This is a genomic window from Sivoneniella epilithica UHCC 1019 (genome assembly GCF_040830845.1).
Lineage (GTDB): Bacteria > Cyanobacteriota > Cyanobacteriia > Leptolyngbyales > Leptolyngbyaceae > ULC077BIN1.
This window is the reverse complement of the sequence record NZ_JBFPDP010000007.1, coordinates 34411-58023: the sequence shown is the minus strand read 5'-3', so window position 1 is coordinate 58023 and position 23613 is coordinate 34411. Positions and strand designations below refer to the sequence as shown.

The 23613-nt window shown below is 46.9% G+C and carries 23 protein-coding genes; 13 read left to right on the top strand and 10 right to left on the bottom strand.

Going from position 1 to position 23613, the window contains the following annotated elements:
- Window positions 1-641 precede the first annotated feature (641 nt).
- The 6 genes from AB3R30_RS06530 to AB3R30_RS06505 all read left to right on the top strand — a co-directional run bounded on the left by AB3R30_RS06530 (window position 642) and on the right by AB3R30_RS06505 (window position 7441).
- A complete protein-coding gene (locus AB3R30_RS06530) occupies window positions 642-1349 on the top strand; it encodes a Crp/Fnr family transcriptional regulator (RefSeq protein WP_458648348.1) in 708 nt (235 codons plus the stop codon).
- 62 nt (window positions 1350-1411) lie between these two features.
- The gene (locus AB3R30_RS06525; protein WP_458648347.1) at window positions 1412-2386 is read left to right on the top strand and encodes a carbohydrate kinase family protein; all 975 of its coding nucleotides are present in this window, start codon (window positions 1412-1414) and stop codon (window positions 2384-2386) included.
- Window positions 2387-2468: 82 nt separating this feature from the next.
- The gene (thyX, locus tag AB3R30_RS06520) at window positions 2469-3191 is read left to right on the top strand and encodes an FAD-dependent thymidylate synthase (RefSeq protein ID WP_458648346.1); all 723 of its coding nucleotides are present in this window, start codon (window positions 2469-2471) and stop codon (window positions 3189-3191) included.
- Window positions 3192-3239: 48 nt separating this feature from the next.
- The gene (locus tag AB3R30_RS06515) at window positions 3240-3929 is read left to right on the top strand and encodes a polysaccharide deacetylase family protein (RefSeq protein ID WP_458648345.1); all 690 of its coding nucleotides are present in this window, start codon (window positions 3240-3242) and stop codon (window positions 3927-3929) included.
- A 1206-nt stretch (window positions 3930-5135) separates the two neighbouring features.
- Entirely contained in the window at window positions 5136-6275 is a 1140-nt protein-coding gene (rpoD, locus tag AB3R30_RS06510) for an RNA polymerase sigma factor RpoD (protein ID WP_458648344.1), read from the top strand.
- A 233-nt stretch (window positions 6276-6508) separates the two neighbouring features.
- Window positions 6509-7441 (top strand): tetratricopeptide repeat protein, encoded by a 933-nt coding sequence (locus AB3R30_RS06505; RefSeq protein ID WP_458648343.1) that lies wholly within the window; start codon window positions 6509-6511, stop codon window positions 7439-7441.
- Window positions 7442-7457: 16 nt separating this feature from the next.
- Here the strand turns inward: AB3R30_RS06505 and AB3R30_RS06500 are convergent, their stop codons facing one another.
- Window positions 7458-7829 (bottom strand): hypothetical protein, encoded by a 372-nt coding sequence (locus AB3R30_RS06500; RefSeq protein ID WP_458648342.1) that lies wholly within the window; start codon window positions 7827-7829, stop codon window positions 7458-7460.
- A 209-nt stretch (window positions 7830-8038) separates the two neighbouring features.
- On the opposite strand from AB3R30_RS06500, the gene ald reads away from it, so the two are divergent.
- Complete coding sequence (gene ald, locus AB3R30_RS06495) at window positions 8039-9124, top strand: alanine dehydrogenase (RefSeq protein ID WP_458648341.1); 1086 nt, start codon at window positions 8039-8041, stop codon at window positions 9122-9124.
- Between the two features lie 35 nt (window positions 9125-9159).
- Here the strand turns inward: ald and AB3R30_RS06490 are convergent, their stop codons facing one another.
- The gene (locus AB3R30_RS06490; protein ID WP_458648340.1) at window positions 9160-10761 is read right to left on the bottom strand and encodes an iron uptake porin; all 1602 of its coding nucleotides are present in this window, start codon (window positions 10759-10761) and stop codon (window positions 9160-9162) included.
- Window positions 10762-10986: 225 nt separating this feature from the next.
- Here AB3R30_RS06490 and AB3R30_RS06485 point away from each other — a divergent pair, with 225 nt between their 5' ends.
- The 3 genes from AB3R30_RS06485 (at window position 10987) to AB3R30_RS06475 (ending at window position 12937) form a co-directional block, all read left to right on the top strand.
- Window positions 10987-11625, top strand: coding sequence for a DUF1361 domain-containing protein (locus tag AB3R30_RS06485; RefSeq protein ID WP_458648339.1), 639 nt, complete (start codon window positions 10987-10989; stop codon window positions 11623-11625).
- 96 nt (window positions 11626-11721) lie between these two features.
- Window positions 11722-12372, top strand: a complete 651-nt coding sequence (locus AB3R30_RS06480) for an acyltransferase (protein ID WP_458648338.1) — start codon at window positions 11722-11724, stop codon at window positions 12370-12372.
- 94 nt (window positions 12373-12466) lie between these two features.
- Complete coding sequence (locus AB3R30_RS06475; protein WP_458648337.1) at window positions 12467-12937, top strand: tetratricopeptide repeat protein; 471 nt, start codon at window positions 12467-12469, stop codon at window positions 12935-12937.
- Between the two features lie 90 nt (window positions 12938-13027).
- Here AB3R30_RS06475 and AB3R30_RS06470 read toward each other — a convergent pair whose 3' ends face one another.
- The 3 genes from AB3R30_RS06470 to AB3R30_RS06460 form a co-directional block, all read right to left on the bottom strand.
- Window positions 13028-13489 (bottom strand): Hpt domain-containing protein, encoded by a 462-nt coding sequence (locus tag AB3R30_RS06470; protein WP_458648336.1) that lies wholly within the window; start codon window positions 13487-13489, stop codon window positions 13028-13030.
- Window positions 13490-13791: 302 nt separating this feature from the next.
- Window positions 13792-13947, bottom strand: coding sequence for a hypothetical protein (locus AB3R30_RS06465; RefSeq protein ID WP_458648335.1), 156 nt, complete (start codon window positions 13945-13947; stop codon window positions 13792-13794).
- Window positions 13948-13995: 48 nt separating this feature from the next.
- Window positions 13996-14613: a Uma2 family endonuclease gene (locus AB3R30_RS06460; protein ID WP_458648334.1), complete on the bottom strand. Its 618-nt coding sequence runs from the start codon at window positions 14611-14613 to the stop codon at window positions 13996-13998.
- 243 nt (window positions 14614-14856) lie between these two features.
- Here AB3R30_RS06460 and glyQ point away from each other — a divergent pair, with 243 nt between their 5' ends.
- Window positions 14857-15744: a glycine--tRNA ligase subunit alpha gene (gene glyQ / locus AB3R30_RS06455; protein ID WP_458648333.1), complete on the top strand. Its 888-nt coding sequence runs from the start codon at window positions 14857-14859 to the stop codon at window positions 15742-15744.
- Between the two features lie 63 nt (window positions 15745-15807).
- Here the strand turns inward: glyQ and AB3R30_RS06450 are convergent, their stop codons facing one another.
- Window positions 15808-16269, bottom strand: a complete 462-nt coding sequence (locus AB3R30_RS06450; RefSeq protein WP_458648332.1) for a hypothetical protein — start codon at window positions 16267-16269, stop codon at window positions 15808-15810.
- 106 nt (window positions 16270-16375) lie between these two features.
- Entirely contained in the window at window positions 16376-17497 is a 1122-nt protein-coding gene (locus tag AB3R30_RS06445; RefSeq protein ID WP_458648331.1) for a lipase family protein, read from the bottom strand.
- 398 nt (window positions 17498-17895) lie between these two features.
- On the opposite strand from AB3R30_RS06445, the gene AB3R30_RS06440 reads away from it, so the two are divergent.
- Window positions 17896-19170 carry an aminotransferase class I/II-fold pyridoxal phosphate-dependent enzyme gene (locus AB3R30_RS06440; RefSeq protein WP_458648330.1) on the top strand — a complete coding sequence of 425 codons (1275 nt, stop codon included), beginning with the start codon at window positions 17896-17898 and terminating at the stop codon, window positions 19168-19170.
- Between the two features lie 61 nt (window positions 19171-19231).
- Here AB3R30_RS06440 and AB3R30_RS06435 read toward each other — a convergent pair whose 3' ends face one another.
- From AB3R30_RS06435 to AB3R30_RS06425, 3 genes are all read right to left on the bottom strand, one after another.
- Window positions 19232-19906, bottom strand: coding sequence for an HAD-IA family hydrolase (locus tag AB3R30_RS06435; protein WP_458648329.1), 675 nt, complete (start codon window positions 19904-19906; stop codon window positions 19232-19234).
- A 1-nt stretch (window position 19907) separates the two neighbouring features.
- Window positions 19908-21110: an argininosuccinate synthase gene (locus tag AB3R30_RS06430; RefSeq protein ID WP_458648328.1), complete on the bottom strand. Its 1203-nt coding sequence runs from the start codon at window positions 21108-21110 to the stop codon at window positions 19908-19910.
- A 204-nt stretch (window positions 21111-21314) separates the two neighbouring features.
- Window positions 21315-21446, bottom strand: coding sequence for a hypothetical protein (locus AB3R30_RS06425; protein WP_458648327.1), 132 nt, complete (start codon window positions 21444-21446; stop codon window positions 21315-21317).
- A gap of 1 nt (window position 21447) precedes the next feature.
- Here AB3R30_RS06425 and AB3R30_RS06420 point away from each other — a divergent pair, with 1 nt between their 5' ends.
- Complete coding sequence (locus tag AB3R30_RS06420; RefSeq protein ID WP_458648326.1) at window positions 21448-23454, top strand: amylo-alpha-1,6-glucosidase; 2007 nt, start codon at window positions 21448-21450, stop codon at window positions 23452-23454.
- Window positions 23455-23613: the final 159 nt, after the last annotated feature.

Sequence of the window (23613 nt, the reverse complement as noted above, 5' to 3'; positions counted from 1 at the left end):
GATAGCAGCATCTTCTAGCTAATACACTTGAGCAAAAATACTTCAAGGCTTCCCTAGTTCAGGACTCTGCCTAGGTGAAACTCACCTTAAAAAGCATGAATCAGCCCAAAATCAAGCCCTAGATGATGAACGCTAGATATTGCCCATACTCAATACTTTAGTTTGCCCATTGTTTAGGGTTACTGTCTTATCTTCAAAATGTGTCACAATTCTACCAGCACTCTCTTGTTGTATAAAGTGATAGAAGTGTACGCTAGGAAACCAAGAAAATAATAGTTTTTTGGCGAAACTCTGAATTACGATTTATGGCTAGCCAAATGCGATCGCCCTTGCAAAGTTTTATTACAGATTACTCAAGAGGCACTCAGTTAAAACGAGATGGGCTTGTAAGTCATGAACTTGTAATAAAACATGCCATGCTGAGAACCCCCTTGTGAGACGACTCTGTTGGTAGCGGCACTTGAAAAACGTACAGATTTTAACAAAGACCAGTAAGAAACAAGCAAGATTTTTATGAATCTATGATTTTTGTGAATCTATATAGAAAAGAACCTGATTGAATGACTTGAATCAGATCCTACCAAGTAAACTATTATCTATCCTGACCTGAAATTTATTGCTGTATCCTGAAGTATCGCTCGATGGAAGATCGATTGAGTCCTCGAGACATTCCCGCTAGTATTCTAATTCGCTCATCCCTCTTCTTTGAAGGATTGCCCGAAGCGGCGGTAGAAAGGGCGACGATGAACGTAGTAACCCGAAACCATCCTCCAAATCAAGTGATTTTGCTGGAGAATGATTGGGGAAGTTCTGTGTATTTTATTCTGAGTGGATGGGTCAAAATTCGTACCTATAATCTGGATGGGAAGGAAGTCACTCTAAATATTTTGGGCAAAGGCGAACTGTTTGGTGAAATGGCTCCTTTGGATGAAGTACCCCGCTCGACAGATGTAATCACCTTAGCTCCAACGGTTATTGGCAATATGCCGGCTCAAGATTTTGTGCGGCTCTTAACCACTGAGCCACAGTCAGGTATCCGTTTAGCAAAACTGATGGCGCGTCGTTTGCGGCAAGTGAATCGCCGTCTGCGCCTACGCGAATCGGATAGTATGTCGCGAGTTGCAGATATTTTGCTATTCTTGGCGGAAGGACAGGGTAAAGTCAGCGCTAGCGGCGCGGGAACCGAAATTCCTAATTTGCCTCATCGCGAACTCAGTAGCCTCAGTGGTTTGGCACGAGAAACCGTTACCCGTGTGCTTAGCAAGCTAGAGAAGAAAGGGCTAATTACGCGCGATCGCGATTTTCTATGCATTTCTGATGCTCACGCCCTAGAGCAACTAATGCTGTAGCGGCTATGAAGTTAGGCGGAGTACCGGGTGCTACACACTAAAGTTTTAAAGTTTGAATTTTGATGACCAATTCTCGTGTACTTTGTTTCGGCGAAATTTTATTTGACTTCTTGTCAGACCAACCCGGTTTACCCTATGAGCAAGTCGCCTCTTGGACTCCGTATCCTGGAGGGGCACCCGCTAACGTTGCCTGTGCGTTAGTCAAACTGGGAACTTCTAGTGGGTTTATCGGCTGTGTGGGTGAAGATGATCTGGGCAATATTTTGGTGAAGCTGCTGCAAGAAACCCAGGTGAATGTAGACGGGGTGCAGCGCCATCCCACCGCGCCAACTCGTGGAGTCTATGTGGTTCGCTCTGAAACGGGCGATCGCGCCTTTGCTGGGTTTGGAAATATTGGCACTTCTGAATTTGCCGATACTCAGCTTCAAGCCGAGCAGCTTCCCGCTCAATTATTTAAGACGGCGGAGTTTTTGGTGTTGGGCAGTTTAGAAATGGCATATCCTAAGAGCCACGAAGCCACTATGCAGGCAATTCACCTTGCTAAACAGTTCGACACTAAAATTTTGCTAGATGTGAACTGGCGACCCGTGTTTTGGGCTGATCCGGCAGCGGCTCCGGCTGTGATCCATCAGTTGGTGAAACAGGCAGATTTTCTCAAACTATCGGATGAAGAGGCAGAGTGGTTATTTGAAACGACTGATCCCAGCGAGATCGTGAATCAAGTTGAGCCGATATCCGGCGTGTTGGTGACGGCTGGAGAAAAAGGTTGTGCTTACTGGCTCCAGGGAAATCAAGGCAACATTCCGGCTTTTGCGATCGATGTTGAAGATACAACCGGAGCCGGTGATAGTTTTCTAGCAGGCTTTTTACACCAACTGTGTCAACAGGGCATTCAAAGCTTAGAGACTGCGGCTAGCGCTCAGGCGATTGTCCGTTATGCGAGTGCGGTTGGCGCAATGACAACAACCCGCCCCGGCGCGATCGCGGCTCAGCCCACTGCCGCTGAAGTAGAAGCTTTTCTGCAACTCAATCGCTAGAGACGATCTATTACTGATCCCTTTTCTGACCGAAAGCACCTATGCTAGAAGGCTAAAAATATATTGCTCTTTTGAGAAGTCTATGGATCGCTTTACGGTTAAAGTCATTGCTCAAACTCCAAACCCGCAGCAGGTGATTTATGCCGCCATGCATCAAGATTATGCGGAAGAATTTGTTTGGGATGAACGCGATCGCTTTCCTGATGAAGAAAAATGTGGGGAAGTCATTGTCAAGCAGTTACTCGCAGGCAATCGCGGACACTATGGTCCCTTAGAACATCCCCAAATTGTTTTGAACTGTGGTTGGTTTCCCCACAGCACCATGCAACAAATCCGTACACATCGCGTCGGAATCAGCTTTGATGTCCAATCATTTCGGTATACCGGACAGCGCATTCTAGATGTGGTGGAGGGCAAACGCGAGATGGAAGACGTGTTTTATCTACGTCCGCTAGGAGCCTATTCCGATCGCCAAGGCAAACATTACGATTACACCGAAGCGCTGCGACAGCAAGATATGGAGTGGTGCTTAAAAGCCTGCCATCACTATTCTGAACGAATTCACCAAGGGTTTTCTGAAGAACATGCCCGTGGATTGATCCCGTTTGATGTGCGGCAGCATTGGATCATGTCAGCCAATGTCCGATCGCTGATGCACTTGCTAGATTTGCGATGGAAATCCGATGCTCAGCTTGAAGCGCAAAAATTATGCGAAACTATCTTTCCTCATTTTGAAGCATGGGTGCCTGCGATCGCCCAATGGTATACCGCTAACCGGATGAAAAGAGCGCGCCTAGCTCCATAATTCTGATTAAGACTCTTTATGATTTAGTGAGTAACTCTGTCATAACTTATGCAACTTGCGCCGCTCTACCCAGTTATCCATCAAATTCTGAAGCCGCTATTTCCAACATGCCTTTGGGTTGGGGATCATCAGGTGCCCGCGATCGCACTAACCTTTGATGATGGACCACATCCAGACTACACGCCTCAATTACTGGATGTTTTGGATCGCCATGGAATTCCAGCAAGTTTCTTTTTATTAGGCATCTGTGTGAGTCGATCCCCGGCGATCGCTCGCTCAATGTATCAAGGCAACCATTGGCTCGGTCTGCATGGGTTTGATCATCGCTCTTTCACCAAACTGTCATCTGTTGAACTAAAGCAAACCTTAAAGCAAACCCAAGCCGAAATTACTAAAGCCTGCCAGTTGCCCTCTACTGCCGTGCGGGATGTTCGCCCACCCAATGGTTTTTTTATACCCAAAACGTTAGATTTGCTACAACAGTGGAGCTACCGCCCTGTAATGTGGAGTGTTGTCCCCGAAGATTGGGTCAGTCCTGGCGTTTCTACAGTGGTCGATCGCATTTTGCAACAGGTGACCAATGGCTCCATTATTGTGCTGCATGATGGATATACCGGAGGCATAGATGTTGCGGAAGTGGCAGATCGGTTGATTCCGCTTCTCCTCCAGAAAGGCTATTTCTTTGTCACCATTGATCAACTCTGGCAGCAAGAAAATGCACTGAAACCAAAGTCATGAGTTAGCCATCGCCACTATTCAGTAATCCACCGTGTCACCTCTAGTTATCGACGAAAAGCGCGTTTTCATCTTCAGATTTTGGTTTGTCGATACCCTCCAAAGCGGAATGTATTATCGGAATGAGTTGTTCTGTCAATTAATGACGGTTAAAGCAGACCAGCGATCGCAGCTTTATCAACTAAGTTGCCAATTTGCTCAGAACGGAGAATTTGCAGTGACCTGTTCCAAAACAAATTGTCGGCTTTGGGGAAGTCTTCGAGGTGATTTTGTCAAAGAATTACTTCTTAATCCATCCGCACTCAAATTACCATCAAAATTTTCCCTTTAAACTTACGCCGTATTGTGAACAATCATGAATAAAATAGTTTGTTTTCTTTAATTTCTATAATCAGTTTTATAGCTTCTGCTTATAGAAACTCAGTTTATAGAGAAAGCTAACTCAGCTATCATCCCTCAAATTTAAGATCTGATGATTCAATCCTCTCTACAACCAACCGATCAAAAATCTTTCGTATCGTTTTTCTAAAGTAGACAGAGCAAAGGTTTTAGATTTTTGATCTATTTGATATAGAGGTTTTTGGAACTTCATATATATGGCTGAGCAATTTAAGCCATCTCTAGGAATATTTGATCATTCTCATAAAACACTCAGGAATAGCCAACTAAAATTAATTACGGATTCAGATCCCATTTCAGGCGATCTGAGTTAATTTAGCAGAGGGAGCTTGCACTTCTCCATTCTCGTCTACCATTAGAAATAGTTCTAAGTTGCAGTTTTGGGATACTTGGCAGAGAAACTCACCACTATGTGAGTTACAGCTTGCGGATAGTTCATCTAAACCCAGACATAGCGCTTAGGAATTTCGAGGACACGATTGGTAAGGCACTCAGCAGGATAGTCGATTCATATTCTACTTTGCTAGTTACAGTTCATATCCTATTTAAGATATGGCTGTGTTCAAGAAGAGGAGAATAGCATTGTGAGAAGACCTATGATCGAAACATCCTGAAACGTCAATTTCCACTATTGGCAAGGCGGTTCATTTGAAGTTTGAACTATGAAGTAAGGAGTATACTGTGTATCTAGCTAGCTTTTATTCGCTAGCAATACGGAGTTTTCTCTCTATTTGCAAATTCTTTTGCTGATGTTGGTTGAACAACATTAGCAATTTCCATTTGTTAGTTAAGGAGCATGAGGAACACGGCATGACCCAGGTCAATAACGTACTCGAAATCGAGTTGCTAGGTAGCGCTTCTGATGGTTTACCCGACAACGATCTAGGACTCTTCATTGAAGAAGAAGAGGATGATTCAGATGATGGCGTAGCAGCCTCAGATGAGGATGGCAAGCCAGGTAAGGCTAAACCAGGTCGCCGCCGAGCGCAAGCAAAGAAAAAGCACTACACAGAAGACTCTATTCGTCTCTATTTGCAGGAGATTGGGCGCATTCGATTGTTGCGCGCTGATGAAGAAATTGAGTTGGCACGGAAAATTGCTGATTTGCTTGATTTGGAACGGATACGTGAAAGCTTGTCTGAGCAATTAGAGCGCTGTCCTCAGAACTCTGAATGGGCAAATGCCGTAAATATGCCGTTGACTGCCTTTCTCCATCGCCTTCACTTGGGGCGGAGAGCAAAAGACAAAATGGTTCAGTCAAACTTGCGGTTGGTTGTTTCTATCGCAAAAAAATACATGAATCGCGGGTTGTCTTTTCAAGATTTGATTCAAGAAGGCAGCTTGGGGTTGATTCGGGCGGCTGAAAAGTTTGACCATGAAAAAGGGTATAAGTTTTCGACTTATGCGACTTGGTGGATTCGGCAGGCAATTACAAGAGCGATCGCGGATCAATCTCGAACCATTCGTCTTCCGGTTCACCTCTACGAAACGATTTCTCGAATCAAAAAAACGACGAAGCTACTCTCCCAAGAAATGGGTCGTAAGCCTACTGAGGAAGAAATCGCAACTCGCATGGAAATGACCATTGAGAAATTGCGGTTTATTGCAAAATCTGCCCAACTTCCTATTTCACTGGAAACCCCCATCGGCAAGGAAGAAGATTCTCGTTTAGGCGATTTTATTGAGTCCGATGGAGAAACACCAGAAGACCAAGTTGCCAAAAACTTGCTGCGAGAAGACTTGGAAAACGTGTTGGATACTCTTAGCCCTCGTGAGCGCGATGTGTTGAGATTGCGCTATGGCTTAGACGATGGACGCATGAAAACGTTAGAAGAAATCGGTCAGATTTTCAACGTAACTCGCGAACGAATTCGCCAAATTGAAGCGAAGGCACTCCGCAAGCTGCGCCATCCTAACCGCAATAGTGTTTTGAAGGAATACATTCGGTAGACATTGGGAAATCAGTTCGTTTTTGAAAGCTCAGTGAATTGCCACTGAGCTTTTTGTATGGCTTGAAAGAATCTGCTGAGTTTTGATCAGATAGCTTGCATCTATTTCAACAACTTAGTTTTAACGACTTAGGTTTAATTGGCTCAATTTAATGGTGAATTTAATCCAACCCCTAGTAGAATAGCCTGCATATTTTTAGTTCGGCTTTGGGCACACAACGAGGAATTGTAAAAATGCAGTTGCGTCAAGGAACATGGATAGCGGTGGTTAGCTGGATAGGGCTAGGAGGGGGATTGTCTGTGGTTGCCCCACCTGGGTTTGCTACATCTGAGGTAGTTCAAGTTGCTCAAAATAAACCTGGCAATCCTCAAACCACTGGGGCTACAGCAGAGGCGGTAGTTAACCAAGGCTTACAGTATATTCAGCAAGGGAAATTAAATGATGCGATCGCCGCCTTTCGACGCGCCGCCCAACTTGATCCCCGGATGGCAGCCGCCCACTATAACTTGGGTTTAGCACTTCGCCAGCAGGGACAACTGCAACCTGCTGCCAGCGCGTTCTATCAAGCAACTCAAGCAAACCCCCGATTTGCTCTTGCTTATGCAAATTTGGGTGCAGCCTTGCTAGAAGGCAGCAATGTGGCTCAGGCACGAGACTATCTCAAACGGGCGATCGACCTCGACCCAAAGCTAGGACTAGCTCACTACAACTTGGGATTAGCATTAGAGCAGCAGCGAGCTTATGATCAAGCTGCGATCGCGTTCAAAAAGGCAATGCAGCTTAGTCCCACTGCGCCGGAACCCTCCTATCATTTGGGCTTAGTTTATTTACAGCAGCGTAAAGATGCCGAAGCTCTAGCAGCTTTTCAGCAGGCATTACGGGTCAATCCTAAATATGCCGAAGCTCACTACAACATTGGCTCAATGCTCTTTAAACAGGGCAAGCTCGACGAAGCCTTAAATGCGTTTCGTCGGGCAGCAGATGCTAACTCAAACTATGCCAACTCGTACTACGCGGCAGGTTTAGTCTTTATGAAGCAAGGGAAGTTTAAAGACGCTCAGGTCGTTCTTAAATATGCAAAAGACTTGTACGCGAAGCAAGGTAATACCCAATGGGCAAGCAAAGCCGATCAAAGCTTACAAAAAGCCACGATAGGACAGAATTGAGGCTGTTTCTATTAATCTAACCAAATGAGTCTAAATCTAAAGCTTTGGAGCCGCCTTCCTGAAGCTGAATAAGGATTTTGCCCAGTTGAAACCAAATTAACCAGGCGATTAGGATTGTTAGCGGTAGGGCGATCGCATAGGCAAGATTAGCAGGAAACCCAAAAATCTCCATGCCGGACGATAAGAAGACACAGACTCCTGCGGCAATTCCTAGAAATGGAAGCAGCAGTTGCAGCCCTCTTAATCTTTTCAAATCATCGCTAGAACGGCTTTTAGACCACCTGTGAACGGACTGTTTCAAAACAGCATTAAAGGCAGCCCCAGAGGCAAAGCTAACCAACAAGCCTGCAATCAGTAAAAAATAAGGAGGTTCGGGAAAACTGTACATTATAGGTTCATAACTCTTTACAGTCAACCATACACTGTTTTGGAGGGTTAATTTACAGGTTTGAGGTTCTGGGGATCAGTTTTCAGAGGGTATGAAGTAAGTGAGAAAAAAAATTGCTTGCTTGGACTTCAGAAAGTCCTGATCAGATCATGCCTGCCTTGATGGGCACAAGCTTAAGCTAGAAGAATAGACAATTTGCGAGAGATTTGATGGAAATCGGTGTCCCGAAGGAAACGAAAGATCAAGAATATCGAGTTGGGCTGAGTCCAAGTAGTGTAAGGGCGTTGACCGAACGAGGGCATCACCTCTTTATTGAAACCAACGCCGGAACGGGAGCAGGGTTTAGCAATGAAGACTATAGGCAGGCGGGAGCTAGCCTAGTTTCAACAGGTGCAGCTTGGAGCCAGCCCCTAGTCGTGAAGGTCAAGGAACCTTTGCTGCCAGAATATGAATATCTGCAAAAAGGGCAACTGCTGTTTACTTACCTTCACCTAGCTGCCGATCGCCGCTTGACAGAACAGTTATTAAACTGTGGAGTAACGGCGATCGCCTACGAAACTGTGGAACTGCCCGATAAACGCCTGCCCTTACTAGCACCAATGAGCATTATCGCTGGGCGATTGGCAGTGCAGTTTGGTGCCCACTACCTAGAGCGGCAACAGGGCGGACGAGGCGTTTTGCTGGGTGGAATTCCTGGAGTTGCACCGGGGAAGGTTGTGATTTTGGGGGGTGGCATTGTGGGCACCGAGGCAGCTAGAATCGCGATCGGCATGGGTGCCCAAGTGACCATTTTAGATATCAGCATCGATCGCTTGTCCTATCTAGAATCCATCTTTGGCTCTAGGGTAGAACTCCTTTACAGCAGCCCGGCTCACATTGAAGCCGCCGTTCCCACCGCAGATTTATTAGTCGGAGCAGTGCTGGTATTGGCAAGTAAAGCGCCTGTCCTGGTTTCTCGCAACCTAGTTCAGACTATGCGTCCTGGCTCTGTGATTATTGATATAGCAGTGGATCAGGGCGGCTGCATTGAAACCATCCGTCCCACGTCTCACTCTCACCCAACCTATGTAGAATCTGGCATCGTTCACTGCGGCGTTCCCAATATGCCCGGAGCCGTCCCTTGGACAGCAACCCAAGCATTGAACAACAGCACCTTGCCCTACGTACTAAAACTGGCAAACTTTGGTATGGCAGCCTTGGACAAAGATTCCGACTTAGCAAAAGGGTTAAACGTTCAAAACAACCGTCTAATCCATCCCGCTGTCCAGCAAGTGTTTCCAGATTTGGTTGATTGATCCGTGAAACATTATCGCTTCAATAAATTACCGCTTTAAAAGGCATACACCAGCCGCAGCACCCATTCCCAGATCGTGCCCGTGGAACGATTATTGGGATTGCTCACGAGCAGCAAAGCGGGGCTGAAACTTACGCGGTCATTCAAATTGAAGCTGTAATACGCTTCGAGGTTGGTTTGGGTGGCATTGCCCAGATCTGGTTCGATGAACGGCATCCCGATCGCTACTCCTGCAACCGATCCAGGAATGCCAATATTTCGAGCAGTGCCACCCACTGCCCAAGTGACAGGCGTTAACTTGAGAGTTTGGTTGAGCGCAGTGTTGAATCCGTTGTAGCTACCAATCCCCATGCGCCCAAAAACTGCAAACTGGCGATTGAGTGCCCATTCAAAATTAAATCCACCGGCATTAATTGCCGTGCTGTTAAGGGTGGCGGAAGTATATTGCAGTCGAGCTACCAAATTTTTATCGAAAGCATACTCTAGTTCAACGCTACCCTGGTTGCGATCGCCAAACAACCCACCTTTGTTGACCGTCGAATTAGGCTGGTTTGAATCAGTCGCGACATAGAGCGATCGAATCGTCAAAGGCGAATTTTCACTCGGCTTCCAGGCAAGAGCCACCCCTGCGCCACCGGGACGATCCACCTGATTTTGCACAATCAGCGGATTGCTCATGAAAAAGCTGGAGGAAAAATTAGTGAGAGAATCGTTGGCAAAGCGGTTGTAGTCGATAAAGTTGCGAGGATTCAGCCGAGCGCCCACAGTTAACGTTAGGGTTTTGGCGGGGCGAAATGTGTAATAAAGCTTGTTGATTTGAACCGTGTTTGGAACGGCAACGTAATCTAAACCGCCACCGTCTGCCAGGATTCCCTCTGTGCCCAGCAGGTTTGATCCCCGATTTTGGCTATTGCTGATGGCATCGCCGCTGTTTGTGCCTGCTTCTAGCTCTGTTCGCAATAAGTCGCTACCGGAAAAGCTGGTATCAAAGGTGAGCCGAACTCTAGCTAATGTGGTTGTTTGGGCATTGGTGCCATCGCTTAGGGCAGCAACTACTTGGGTGGATAGTTTAGTGGTCGTGGAAAACTGCTGTTTTTCTAGTGTGGCAGTCAGCAGTTCCAATGCATTAACGAGATCGCCCTCTCCCTTCAAAATGCTGCCATAGGAAGCTTGCAGCCGTCGAATCGTCGCCACATCTTCGCGGATTTTTCCCAAGTCTCCCGCGATGAATAACTGCTCGATTTTGGTTGCCACTTGGTTTAATACGGCAACAAATTCGTTGCGGCTCAAAGGACGATCGCCCCGAAAACTGCGATCTCCATATCCAGTCACTACGCCATACTTTTCCACCAATGCTTTTACAGCTTGATATGCCCAATCACTGGGCTGCACATCCTGCAACTCAGACACCGATCGCACTTGTCCCAAACCATCCGCGTCCTCTGGTAAACACAACAGCGGATCGGCTGCAAAAATGGGGATCAAATCAGGGCAATCTGTGGTCGCTGATGCGCCTGAAACTGATGCGCCTGAAACAGTGGAAGACGCATCCCAAGGAAAAGAACTGTCTGCTATCCCCGGTTCTACATCCGCAGCAACCCCTAACAAAACTAGTAATAACCATATTTTTTGTGACACGCGATCGCTCCTCACCCACACTTAAAACACCCTAGCAAAGCTGCTCAATTAAACTCTATTAGGTAAGAGATGATGAATGATGGCTTTCAACTATTTATTCATGGCTGCATGGAAAACGCCTCTTGCTGCCAATCGCCATGGCATTGATGTGTTACTCATATGACTTCCCGCAAGAATTAACTAACTCTGTGCTAAGACAGGGGAGATGAATCAGATTGAAGTTCTATGAGAGAAATTCTTGCAAATGCATTAGATGTCTTTAACCGCCATAGCGGCTGGATTATTTGGAATCTATTTTTGGCATTTATTCCTTTTGCTTTAAGCTTTTGGCTTTATCGCCGCCGCTCTACTGTTCGCACTCTACTATGGTGGGTTGCCTTTGCGGTTTTTTTCGCTTTTTTGCCCAATGCGCCTTACCTGCTTACCGACATTATTCATCTCATTCGAGCGACGCGATCAGGCTATTCCGCTTGGATTATTACTCTTATCTTTATTCCGTTGCATCTCTTTGCCATTTTAAGCGGATTTCAAATGTATGTGATTTCGCTACTCAATCAAGGACATTACCTCAAGCGAATTGGCTTAGAAAAGTATATTAATCACTCTGAAATTATGACTCATGCTCTGTGTGCGTTGGGCGTTTATATGGGGAGATTTCGCCGCTTTAATAGTTGGGATTTAGTCAGCGATCCGGCAAATGTGCTGCTGATAACACTGAATGATTTGACTAGCAAACGCCCTGCGATCGTGATCGTAATCTCGTTTATTGGCTTAACAGTTTTGTATTGGATTGCTAAACAAATTACCTTAGGACTGTTTCTGCGGTTTCGTGAAATGCAGGTGAGGCGAGAATGGTTTGAGTAGAACTAGTTTGAATAGAACTGAATCAATCACTCTTTGTAAAATGAACTTCACTGTAAGGGAACTCTAATTCAAAGTGAAGTTTGGGCGAGTGAATCTATGAATCGTTTCATTAATTATGGGTTGGCTTTAATGATTAGCTATCTGCCTTTAAATGGTCTTCGATGCTTTCTATATAACCTGCTGTTAGGTTACTCAATTAAAAATAGCACGATTGGAATTGGCACCCTTTTTGTCATTGCCGAAGCCACCATTGAAGGCGCAACGATTGGGCGATCGAATGTGTTTACAGGTCCTATGTCTTTAGTGATTAAAAATGGCGCAACGATTGGAAAAAATAATCTTTTTGTCTGTAATGAATGGACAACTCATGAAGAATTTAAGGACAATCATTACGATCGCTGTTTGATTTTGGCAGAGAATACATTAATTGCGGATGCCCATTTTTTTGATATTGCGGGAAAGTTGACGGTGGGCAAAGGCTCTTGGATTGCTGGACGAGAGTCGCAGTTTTGGACACATGGTGCAGGCATTCGCGATCGCAACATCCAAATTGGCGAACACTGTTATATCGGTAGCGCGGCTCGGTTTGCCCCTGGTAGTGAACTGGGCAACAACGTTTTGGTTGCCATGGGCAGCGTGGTTACTGGCAAGCTCACCACCTCTAATGCAATGATTGGCGGTGTTCCAGCACGATTGATTAAAGAGAATTACGATTGGCGCTCCAAGCAATCGATTGACACTCTTTAAAGAAGGACTCTAGCAACTCTGGCATTGCTGTATCTAAAGACTATTCATTTTCTATCCAGTTAGTTTTTATCCAGTTAGTGAGTTTCTGAATGTTATGAACGAATCAATGATTTCGGCTTTATTGGAAGAGTTAAGAAATTCAGATGAAGCGATTCGCGATCGCGCCACCCGCGAACTGTGGCAAATTTGGTTTGAGCAAAAAGGGGCGATTGGACTAGAAGTGCTTCGTCGTGCCCAAATTTTTCTAGACATGCGTAATTTTGACAAGGCGGAAGAGCTATTAATTACAGTGGTCACGAAACAGCCCGATTTTGCTGAAGCTTGGAATCGCTTGGCTGTGCTTCACTATATTCAAGGCAACTATCAAGCCGCGATCGCAGAGTGCGAAACTGTTCTCCAGCTTAACCCCATTCACTTTGGTGCACTACATGGTTTAGGAATTTGCCACATGGCGACCGCGAACTATGCGGCGGCTATCAAAGCCTTCCGGCAAGCGTTAGAGGTACAACCCTATTCCTTACAAAATCAGCGTTTTCTTTTAGAATGTACTGCCAAACTCTCTTAAAAACTGTGAAAGACCTAAGATTTTTCCATTCCTCCAATCCATTAAACCAGATTTCTGGCGTTGTCTAGCTCAGAGTTGGAATTTTCCTGCTCAGCTAAGTGCAATTCGACTAAGTTCCACGGCTGACATCAGAAAGATTTGTAGTGCTTCAAGCGTCTGTTGCAGAATCAGGATCTGTGAATTGGGATTATCAAGCTGATGATTGCGCGCTTGAATTTCGAGTGTTGACGCGGCGGTTTGCATTGATCTCAGCCCTACGTTGGCGCTGGAACCTTTAATATAATGAGCCTGCTGTTCTGAAGCAGAGAAGTCCTGTGTAGCGATCGCGGCTTCAAGCTGCTTGAGATGGTGTTCGGTGTCCTCAGCAAACATCTGCAAGAGTTCCAATTCAAACTCTGAGTTATGGTCAGAAATCTGATGAAGATGATTCCAGTCAATTGGCAAAGGCAATAAGGCTATGGGGAACTGGGTCATAGGAGGAGTGATACCATAAGCGCTAACTTCCCAGTTCGCTTGAAAAGCAGCAAATGGTTCTTCACGCTGAGACTGCAATATTTGATTCCAACAATTTCGATTCTTTCCTAGAGCTTCTTTAACAATAAACTGACTGAGATTGTTATTCATGCCTGCAATTGGCTCTTGCTAGAGGAGTGCTGTCTCCTAGAGTTCCCAAAAATCCTATGGCATAACGCGATCGCGATAACAGCATTAAATGGCGTTGCTGAATAGAAGCATGATTTTTGACTGTAGGGGTAGGTCTTGTGCCTACCCTGACGGAGATGAAGGGCAACCACAAGGGATTGCCCCTACGAATTTCATATCTCGATTCAGCAACGCCCATTAAATTTGTTACCCTAATCTTCTAAGCACCAGGCAAAGATTACAACCACTGGCAGCCAGATAAACCAAAACGGCAAGTGAATCCAATGCAGTGCCTGAAATGGAATGAGTAAAAGTTGGGTGGCAGCAATTCCGATTGTAACCAGGAGCGCCAACAAGCCAATTAACATCAGAAATAATCTCAATAGACAGAATAATAAGTAGATAGAATAAATTGCTTACTGAAGTGCAGAAAATACCTCTGCCACTAATAAATTCAGATCGGGAAACGTGGGAGAAATAACGAGATCGCCGATGTGAAACCGCTGCACTTCATACTCACCCTCCACAAGCTTGTAGACCGAAAATGTGGCTTGCTTGGGATAGCCAATGTGCAACCGTCCACCTAACCCTAAATAATCTATGACCCAATATTCGCCAATGCCAAGCGCTTCATAATCTCGCAGTTTCGTCAGGTAATCATCTTGCCAATTGGTGCTGACTACCTCCACTATTAGTCGAACCGATGCTCCTAAAGTGATGACAGATTCACGTTCCCACCGAGGTTCATTGGCGATCGCAGATCGATCTAAAACAATCACATCTGGCTCATAACCCGATTCGCCATCCGCCGATCTAACAATAGATTCCCTCGGAAGGAAATAGGACAACTTTGAACTGCGGATGACGATACCCAATTCAAGGCTTAAAAAACCAGCAATTTCAGAATGTTTCCCTCTGGGTTTTGGCATCTCAACAATCACTCCTTCCCGCAGTTCATAGCGATGCTCTGAGTTCTCTGGATACTGCTCGATGAACTGATCAAAGCTAACTTTTTGAGAAACGGCTTGAACCATAACAATTATCCTCGTTTACCTTTGGTAAGTTCTAGTAGCGCATCATCCTAATGCATTCCAATACCGAGATAGAGTAATCATGGCAATAAATCCTTAATAATCATGCATCAGGTATGGAAGCTACTCATTGACAAAGAATACTTAGGATGGATAAGGTCAAGCTTTACATAAAAATTAGCTTCACAAGAAAGTTAGCTTTTAAAAAATTAAAAGCGCAATACAAGATTATTGGAGGGGAAATCTGTGAATTTTCAGTCTGTTGTAACTGCGTTAAACCAATTTTGGGGCGATCGCGGTTGTCTAATCGCTCAATCCTACGATACGGAGAAAGGCGCAGCCACCAAAAGCCCACACACATTTTTGAGAGCGCTTGGACCAGAACCCTGGGCAGTTGCCTATATTGAACCCTGTCGTCGTCCCGGTGATGGCAGGTATGGAGAAAATCCCAACAGAGTTCAACACTACTATCAGTATCAAGTTCTCATTAAACCTTCGCCAGATAACATTCAAGAGCTTTATTTGGAGTCATTACGCACATTAGGAATATTGCCAGAAGAGCATGACGTGCGTTTTGTAGAAGATAACTGGGAGGATGCAGCAGTCGGTGCGTGGGGGGTTGGTTGGGAAGTCTGGCTAGATGGAATGGAGGTCACCCAATTCACCTATTTTCAGCAGTGTGGTGGACTAGATTGTCGTCCAGTGTCCATTGAAATTACCTATGGTCTAGAACGATTGACTATGTATCTACAAGCAGTCAATTCCATTTTTGATATTCAATGGAATGATACGCTGACCTATGGCGATGTTTATTTGCAAAGTGAAATAGAAAGTTCAAAATATAATTTTGAAGCGTCTAATCCCGAATTACTGTTTATGCTGTTTTCTTTATATGAAAAAGAAGCTGAACAATTAATAGGAAAAGAATTAGTGCTACCTGCTTTTGATCATGTCCTGAAATGTTCTCATACCTTTAATTTGCTAGAGGCTCGTGGTGTAATTTCGGTAACAGAACGAACTCGTTACATTGGCAAAATTCGTACAATGGCTCGGCAGGTTGCTCAAATTCATCTCCAGCAACGGGAGCAGCTAGGGTTTCCGTTACTTAAAAAAAGCACTGCACAAGCTGTTTAACTAACCTTAAATGGTTAAGAACTCAGCGATCGCTAAGGTAAAAATTAAATCAATACGCGGTTCCTAATTGCATCCCAACGCCAACACTGTATAGGCATTACCAATCGCTCTTAACCCACCCACACTCACATTGACCTGATAAGGTGTAGCACTATTTCTTGCGGAACCCTGAATGGTGTAAGGCTTTTGCTCGGATAACTTTAGCGTTCGAGTAAACACACTATCCGCTGTGTCGTTGTTGTATTTCAAGGACATGGCAACATCATATTCGCCCCCATTTTTGGGCACAATGCGAGTCACATATCGCCTAAAGCTTCGGCTGCTTGGCACCACAAAATCCGTACTCCAATTATTGCGAGTGATCCCTGTGCCCGGAGGGGAAACTGATTTCTGAATTAAAGTTCCGCTGCCATCGACAACGGGCAGAGCGGTACAGGTTTGGGCGATCGCAGGGACGTTTATAAAAATCACTCCACTGGACAGACTGATAGCGCCAGCGATCGCAATAGTTTTGACCTGATTCATAGTTGCTCACCTCAGTGAATGCTGTACCTCTCTACTATTCTGAGTTCTGCTTTAATTTACATCCTTAAAAAGAGAGAGATAATACTCTTTAAGAAGAGAGATAGAGCTAAATTGGAAAATCAGGTAGCTTGTTGGTTTCTACTTGTTTTGCGATCGCAGCCCGATACACACTCGTGAAGTGGTTGGGAGCCACATCGCCCGTGTAGTGAAGAAAAGACCAGTTTTGCCCCACATGATGAAACTCAGTATTCCTGGTTTTGGAAGGCGGCACCTCTGGCACCGAATCCGCTAAGTTAAAAATCCGATACATGTTAGGCACCGCCCCACTTAGATATTCAGCAAATCCGAGATTACCCACTCTGGGAGACGCATAGGTATATAGCCGAAGTTGGGGCTTCAGTTTAGAAAGTGATAGATCTGATGTGGCAAAGGTGGCGAGGGCACCGCCTAAGCTATGCCCCGTCAGGTAACAAGGGGCAGCAGGATTCAATAACTTGCTTGCGGCTTGCATCTGGGCTTGGACATTGCTGTAAAACGACAGAAAACCTCTGTGAACTTTGCCCGCCGGCGCGCCAGCGCGGACATAGTCCGTTTGTCTAATTTGGAGATTAGAAATCCAGTCTTCAGAGGTTTGGGAACCGCGAAACACGATAATACTGCCCTGTTTGGAGGTTAAGGCAAAGCCCAAAAACACCATTTTAGGGTTAGCCACTCGCTGCAATACTCTAGGGAGGCGATCGCGGATCTCTTGGGGCAGTTGGCGTTCAATTTGGTCGAGGGGCAATTGCCTTAAAATTTCGGGAATTACCGTGCCTTGAAGCGAAATCCCCAGCAGGTCATCCTGTGCCTTGAAACTGGCAACCTGGGTATATCCGTCTAGCAGGGGTGTATAGCTTTTTAGAGATTTAATCGATCCGTTGTAGGCAGGATCAGTTACTCCAGCCGCAAATTGCTCGTAAGCAATATCGCAGCACTGAATCAGCAGATTGGAACGAGCGCGATCGTAGGGGATAGAGGGCTGAACTAAGCCATTTTCGACCGTAGGAGGAATATTGGGATCGCCATCGTAATCAAATAGGGCAGAGGGTCTTTGCGGTTCTGTGGCAGTCTTTGGAGGAGTGCGAACGGGTTCAGCCGCTTGCGTAGAATGTTGCTGAGCCGCGATCGCGCTTGCTGTACCCGCTGCCAAACCAGTGAACAACACCTGCCGCCGAGTGAGCTTAGTCATGCTTGCATAGGAAAAATTTACCTCCCAAATCATCCTTCCTTCAACCGCGTTGTGCAAGAGCAAATGTAGAAATGCTTTGCGGGTTTCGGGTTAAAGATTGCAGAAAGTTTTGAGTTTTAAATTCGCCATTCGCCATTCGTCATTCCTCCCCTGCCTCCTGCCCCTGATTCTCGTCGGGCACAAAACGCGATCGCAGCCGTCTTTGATCTAGCGCGGGGCGGTAAGTTAACCGACCTTAAAAACTTTAGTTGAGAGCGTTAAAATCGAATTACTTAGCAAGTTTCAGATAATCTTTAAAGATTCGTAGTACCTGACTGTGCCTAGAAGTAATTGACAGAGAAACTTATACTATTCAGCTAGAGGCGGTAGGCTATCTAAAAAGGTGAGAGGAGTTTATTGTGCAAGTTGTAAAAGAATACGTTCAACGATGGTATGAGAGCGGTCTTGACCCGGATGAATATATTTGCCATCGCAAAAACGGAAACATTGTTGAAATTGAGGATGCAACAGGTAAACGCCAAGTTGTCTTGACCTTTTGCACCAATGATGTGTTGGGATTGACACAAGACGAGTCGGTGAAACAGGCGGCGATCGATGCTATTTTGCAGTACGGAACGTCCAATAGTTCCTGCTCTGTTCTGAGCGGTCGGATTGATTTGCATCGTCAGCTAGAAGATGAAGTGTCAGCTTTTAAACACTTACCCCATACGCAGCTATTTTTGAATGCGTGGATGGCGATGCAGGCGTTGATGGATGCTTTTTGTCATTTGGCGATTCCAGTTCCAGGCTTTCAGCACACTCGCGAAACGCTGATTTTGACTGATGTTTTGAACCACGGCTGTATTGTTTCGGCGATCGCTAATGCGGGAACCCGGTCTGGCAAGCTGTTTGGACATAGCCCACGGGTGCGGGTACGCGCCTACCGTCATTGTGACGTGCAGGATCTAGCCCGCAAGTTGCAGCGGTATGTTCGCCCCGACGATCGCATTATGGTTGTCTCCGACGCGGTATTTTCGATGGATGGTGACATTGCGCCGTTACCCGACATGATTGATGTGTTGTCAAACTATCCCGGCAGCGTATTGGTGATGGATGAAGCTCATGCCAGTGGGGCGCTGGGGGCAACCGGACGCGGCATTTATGAGTATTTTAATTTGAAGCCCCAAGATGCAATTAATCGCGGCGTGATTCCGCTGATTATGACGACGTTTTCAAAGTTTGGCGCGTCGGTTGGCGCGGCAATCAGCACCCATATTGCTGAGCTTAAACCGCTACTGAGTGTATCGCCGACATCCATTGGCACCTGCTCCCTTGCTCCACCGTTGACTGCTGCTGCGTTACAATGCATTCGGATTGTGCGCGATCAGCCAGAGCGGGTAACCCGATTGCAGGAAAATACGCAATATTTGCGATCGCGGCTTAAAGCCCATGATTTTCTGGCGATCGGTGAAACCAATGTCGTGCCCGTGATGCTACCGCCAGAAATCAACCCTAAAATTTACGCTAGGGAGCTATTAGACTATGGCGTGTGGGTTTCGCCGATTTGGTTTATTGCCAAGCCCCGCGTCCGAATTACTGTTAATGCACTGCATACTCGCGAGGAAATGGATCGGTTAGTCACGAGCATGGCAAAAGTTCGCGATTTACTCTACGAGCCAACCATCAGCGCTTAGAAAGAGGATTTCATGCTGTGACCTTCTTCTCAACTGAGGAGAGGTTTTTTTATGCGAAGCATTATTCCCTTCTTAGCCAGATGCCGCGCAAGCCTGCGTTCTGTGCTGCTTGATAGTCTTCTGCAAAACTGTCGCCAATATGCCAAGCGTCTTGTGGCAAGCAACTATGTTTGTGCAGCGCCACCTCAAAAATTTGGCGATCAGGCTTCGCGGTGCCTGCTTCGGTGGAAATGGTAATGGATGCAAAGTAATCCAGCAGTTCCAATCCTTGCAGCACTGAGTAAATCCGGGAATCGAAGTTGGAGAGAATCCCCAAGGGAATGCCTAATTGCCGCCAGCGTTTGAGGGCAAGGGGCACATCGGGGTAGACTTCCCACGGGGCGATCGCAGCAAAATAAGCAAACAGTTCAGCAAAAAACGCTTCAAAGTCAGAAAATTGGTGCAAGGCATCCACTTGCTGAAAGGTTTGCGCTGCAATGTTGAACCACCAGGCATATTCTTTAGCTTGCAGATCAGCACGATTCTGCAACGCAGATCCCTCACGGGAATCGCATCCTGGAAAAGCCGAAGAACCCGCCGCTTTAAAGCTCTTAAAAAATGCCTGATTCAGCGCGATCGCAGGGAGGTTTACGCCAAATCGACTTGCGACCTTGGCATATTGCTCCCCCACGCTGCCCTTCACCCCAAATAGTGTGCCGACTGCATCTACAAAAATGACGGAAGGGCGATCGCTCATGCTATTTGCGCCCCGTTTCTGCCCAAACGCGAGTCGGCAACCCCCACACATAGACAAACCCTTTTGCCGCCTGATGGTCAAAAACATCCTCTTTGCCGTAGGTAGCCAAATCGGGCGTATACAGCGAGTGAGACGACTTGCGCCCCACTACGCTATGGGTTCCCTTGAACAGTTTCACCCGCACCGTTCCCGTGACTCGCTCTTGGGTGCTAAGCACAAACGCATCCAACGCATCTTTTAAGGGACTATACCAAAGCCCGTTATAGACCAGTTGGGTGTAAGTTTGTTCAATCCCGCGCTTATATTGGGCAACATCCGCCGTCAGCGTCAAGCTTTCCAAATCGCGATGGGCATCAATCAGCAGCAACATCGCAGGCGTTTCGTAAATCTCACGGGATTTAATTCCGACCAGACGATTCTCAATCATGTCAAGCCGACCCACGCCATGCTTTCCAGCCATTTCGTTCAGTTGAGTAATCAAGGCGATCGCGTCGGGTGTTTCGCCATTGATACTCACGGGAATGCCTTTTTCAAAGCCAATTTCTACATATTCTGGCTCGTTGGGCGTGTTCGCGATCGCCGTCGTCATCGTGTAAACATCTTCCGGTGCCTCAATCCATGGATCTTCCAATATGCCTGCTTCCACTGCCCGTCCCAACAGATTTTCATCGATACTATAAGGGGACGACTTTTTCACCGGCGACGGAATGCCAAACTGCTCCCCATAGGCGATCGTTTCTTCCCGACTCATGCCCCATTCTCGCGCTGGAGTTAGCACCTTCAGGTTTGGGTTTAGGGCGGCGATCGACACATCAAACCGCACCTGATCATTTCCCTTGCCCGTGCAGCCATGCGCCACTGCATCTGCACCATATTTTTCAGCCGCTTCCACCAACAATTTCGCAATTAGAGGACGAGCCAACGCCGTAGACAACGGATAGCGACTTTCGTAAAGCGCATTGGCTTGAATTGCCGGAAACGCATAATCTTTCACAAAACTTTCAGTCGCATTAATCACCAAAGACTCTAGAGCGCCCGACTTAAGAGCCTTTTCGCGGACTGGCTCCATGTCAGATCCTTGCCCCAAATCTGCCGCCAGCGTAATGACTTCTTTTACGCCCCACTCTTGCTTTAGATAAGGAATGCATACCGAAGTATCGACTCCGCCGGAGTATGCCAGCACAACTTTATTAGCGCGACCCATGTTCTCTCTTGGCTTACCGAAACAACTGAATCATTATCCAGCGAATGGGTACTTTTTCTTGTCAGAGAAGGTACAAATTGGCAGAAAACAGGGTTCGGAGTGCCGAATGTCGAATGCCGAATGCTGGGTGCGGAGTGTCGAATGTCCGGGTGCGGAATGTCGAATGTCGATAAACATGGGCTGAATAGCGTTTCCCTTTCACTCTTAATGCTTCGTAACTCGCCCTTCGTAATCGCCATTCGTAATTTCTTTCTGTTCTCTAATTAATTCCAGATTTGCGGATAATCGGGATGGACGATAGTTTAGGATGGGCGGTTGACAGAGCGGAGAAGGCATTATGCCGATGGGACTTCAGTTTGGGCGAGAAATTTGTGGACGGCTAGATTTGGCGGAGTCGCGAGAGTGGCTGGTAACCAACGGCATTGGCGGATATACATCAGGTACGGTGTCAGGCATTCTGACCCGCTGCTATCACGGGTTGCTGGTGGCGGCGCTCAATCCACCGTTAGGACGGACGCTGATGCTAACGAAACTGGATGAAATGGTGCAATATGGCGATGGTACGGCTCAAGCTGAGCCTCATTATTATCCGTTGCACACGAATCGGTGGATTGGCGGCTCTGTGGAACCCCATGGGTTCCAGCAGATTGAACGCTTTGCGCTAGAAGGCTCAATTCCGACCTGGCGATATGTTTGTGCGGATGCGCTGATTGAAAAACGGATTTGGATGCAGATGGGAGCGAACACCACCTATGTGCAATATCATCTGCTGCGTGCATCACAACCCCTGAAGCTCACGCTAAAGGCACTGGTCAACTACCGAGATTATCACAGTCGAACTCAGGGATCGGGGTGGCAAATGACGGTGGTGCCATTGGATCGGGGGGTGTGTGTAGCGGCGTTTCCAGAGGCGACTCAACTGACGCTGCTGAGCGATCGCGCCGAGGTGATTCCTGCCCATGATTGGTACTATGGCTTTGATTTAGCCTTAGAGCGAGAACGAGGATTGAGCGATCGCGAAGATCATCTGCATGTTGCAACTTTGTACGCAACTTTGACAGCTGGAGAATCTCTCACGATCGTTGCTAGCACCGAGCGAAAGCCCGATGTGAATGGAGAAAGCGCCCTAAAAAATCGCCGGACTCACGATAGCAAACTGCTAGGATTGTGGCGTTCTAGCCGTGCTGCTGAAGCAAAAGAGGATTTTACGAGTCGATTGGTGTTAGCAGCCGATCAATTTATCGTCAACCGCGCTTCTCCTGAAGATCCCCACGGCAAAACTATCATTGCTGGCTATCCTTGGTTTAGCGATTGGGGACGAGACACCATGATCAGCCTGCCGGGACTGACTCTCGCCACTGGTCAGCCCGAAATTGCCCGCTCTATCCTGCGTACCTATGCTCACTATACCGAGCAGGGTATGATCCCCAACCGCTTTCCTGATGCAGGAGAACTGCCAGAATACAACACCGTTGATGCGACCCTCTGGTATTTTGAAGCCCTGCGCGCCTACTATGTCGATACTGAAGACGATGATCTGGTTCAAGAACTTTTTCCTATCTTGGCAGATATTATCGATTGGCACTGTCGCGGCACTCGTTTCAATATCCATCTTGATCCGGCGGATGGCTTGCTGTATGCCGGAAAAGCCGGGGTGCAACTCACTTGGATGGATGCCAAAGTAGACGATTGGGTAGTTACGCCTCGGATTGGCAAACCCGTGGAGGTCAACGCGCTTTGGTATAATGCGCTGCGAACGATCGCAAAATTAGCGCGGCGGGTCGGCAAGCCCCATCAGGAATATGAGGCGATCGCCGATCGCGCTCTTGCCCGGTTTAGTCGCTTCTGGAACCCGGAGTTAGGCTACTGCTACGATCTGCTGGATAGTCCGGAGGGGGATGATGATTCTCTGCGCCCAAACCAGATTTTTGCGGTTTCCCTGCCCGAAAGTCCACTGACAGCCGCTCAGCAAAAAGGTGTGGTGGATACCTGCGCCCAAACCTTGCTTACCTCCCACGGGCTGCGCTCGCTCGCTCCCAAGCACCCTAGCTATCAAGGCACCTATCGTGGCTCTCCGCTTCAGCGCGATGGAGCCTATCACCAAGGCACTGTATGGGAATGGCTGTTGGGACCGTTTGCGATCGCCCATTTGCGGGTTTACAATAACCCGGCTCAAGCGCGTGAGTTTTTAGATCCGATGATGAATCACTTGATTGATTATGGCGTGGGTAGCCTCGGTGAAATCTGTGATGGCGATGTCCCCATGCAACCTCGTGGCTGCATTGCCCAAGCTTGGACGGTTGCCGAAATCCTGCGCGCCTGGATCGCCACGGAACCTGTCTAGATTCCAGTTGGCGCGCTGAGTATCTGACAGTAGTTGAAATGACAGCGCCCAGAAAATCAGAGATCGTTAAGCGATCGCACTGCCTGATTCACTGAAACCTTTGGTTATGGAAGCAAACCCTAATCTATATAGCTGCGATCGCCCATAGCTGCAAAAGTT

Coding starts and splice junctions, on each gene's coding strand:
- AB3R30_RS06530 (WP_458648348.1), top strand. CDS start 642: ATGGAAGATCGATTGAGTCCTCGAGACATTCCCGCTAGTATTCTAATT.
- AB3R30_RS06525 (WP_458648347.1), top strand. CDS start 1,412: ATGACCAATTCTCGTGTACTTTGTTTCGGCGAAATTTTATTTGACTTC.
- thyX (WP_458648346.1), top strand. CDS start 2,469: ATGGATCGCTTTACGGTTAAAGTCATTGCTCAAACTCCAAACCCGCAG.
- AB3R30_RS06515 (WP_458648345.1), top strand. CDS start 3,240: ATGCAACTTGCGCCGCTCTACCCAGTTATCCATCAAATTCTGAAGCCG.
- rpoD (WP_458648344.1), top strand. CDS start 5,136: ATGACCCAGGTCAATAACGTACTCGAAATCGAGTTGCTAGGTAGCGCT.
- AB3R30_RS06505 (WP_458648343.1), top strand. CDS start 6,509: ATGCAGTTGCGTCAAGGAACATGGATAGCGGTGGTTAGCTGGATAGGG.
- AB3R30_RS06500 (WP_458648342.1), bottom strand. CDS start 7,829: ATGTACAGTTTTCCCGAACCTCCTTATTTTTTACTGATTGCAGGCTTG.
- ald (WP_458648341.1), top strand. CDS start 8,039: ATGGAAATCGGTGTCCCGAAGGAAACGAAAGATCAAGAATATCGAGTT.
- AB3R30_RS06485 (WP_458648339.1), top strand. CDS start 10,987: ATGAGAGAAATTCTTGCAAATGCATTAGATGTCTTTAACCGCCATAGC.
- AB3R30_RS06480 (WP_458648338.1), top strand. CDS start 11,722: ATGAATCGTTTCATTAATTATGGGTTGGCTTTAATGATTAGCTATCTG.
- AB3R30_RS06475 (WP_458648337.1), top strand. CDS start 12,467: ATGAACGAATCAATGATTTCGGCTTTATTGGAAGAGTTAAGAAATTCA.
- AB3R30_RS06465 (WP_458648335.1), bottom strand. CDS start 13,947: ATGTTAATTGGCTTGTTGGCGCTCCTGGTTACAATCGGAATTGCTGCC.
- AB3R30_RS06460 (WP_458648334.1), bottom strand. CDS start 14,613: ATGGTTCAAGCCGTTTCTCAAAAAGTTAGCTTTGATCAGTTCATCGAG.
- AB3R30_RS06450 (WP_458648332.1), bottom strand. CDS start 16,269: ATGAATCAGGTCAAAACTATTGCGATCGCTGGCGCTATCAGTCTGTCC.
- AB3R30_RS06445 (WP_458648331.1), bottom strand. CDS start 17,497: ATGACTAAGCTCACTCGGCGGCAGGTGTTGTTCACTGGTTTGGCAGCG.
- AB3R30_RS06435 (WP_458648329.1), bottom strand. CDS start 19,906: ATGAGCGATCGCCCTTCCGTCATTTTTGTAGATGCAGTCGGCACACTA.
- AB3R30_RS06430 (WP_458648328.1), bottom strand. CDS start 21,110: ATGGGTCGCGCTAATAAAGTTGTGCTGGCATACTCCGGCGGAGTCGAT.
- AB3R30_RS06425 (WP_458648327.1), bottom strand. CDS start 21,446: ATGCCTTCTCCGCTCTGTCAACCGCCCATCCTAAACTATCGTCCATCC.
- AB3R30_RS06420 (WP_458648326.1), top strand. CDS start 21,448: ATGCCGATGGGACTTCAGTTTGGGCGAGAAATTTGTGGACGGCTAGAT.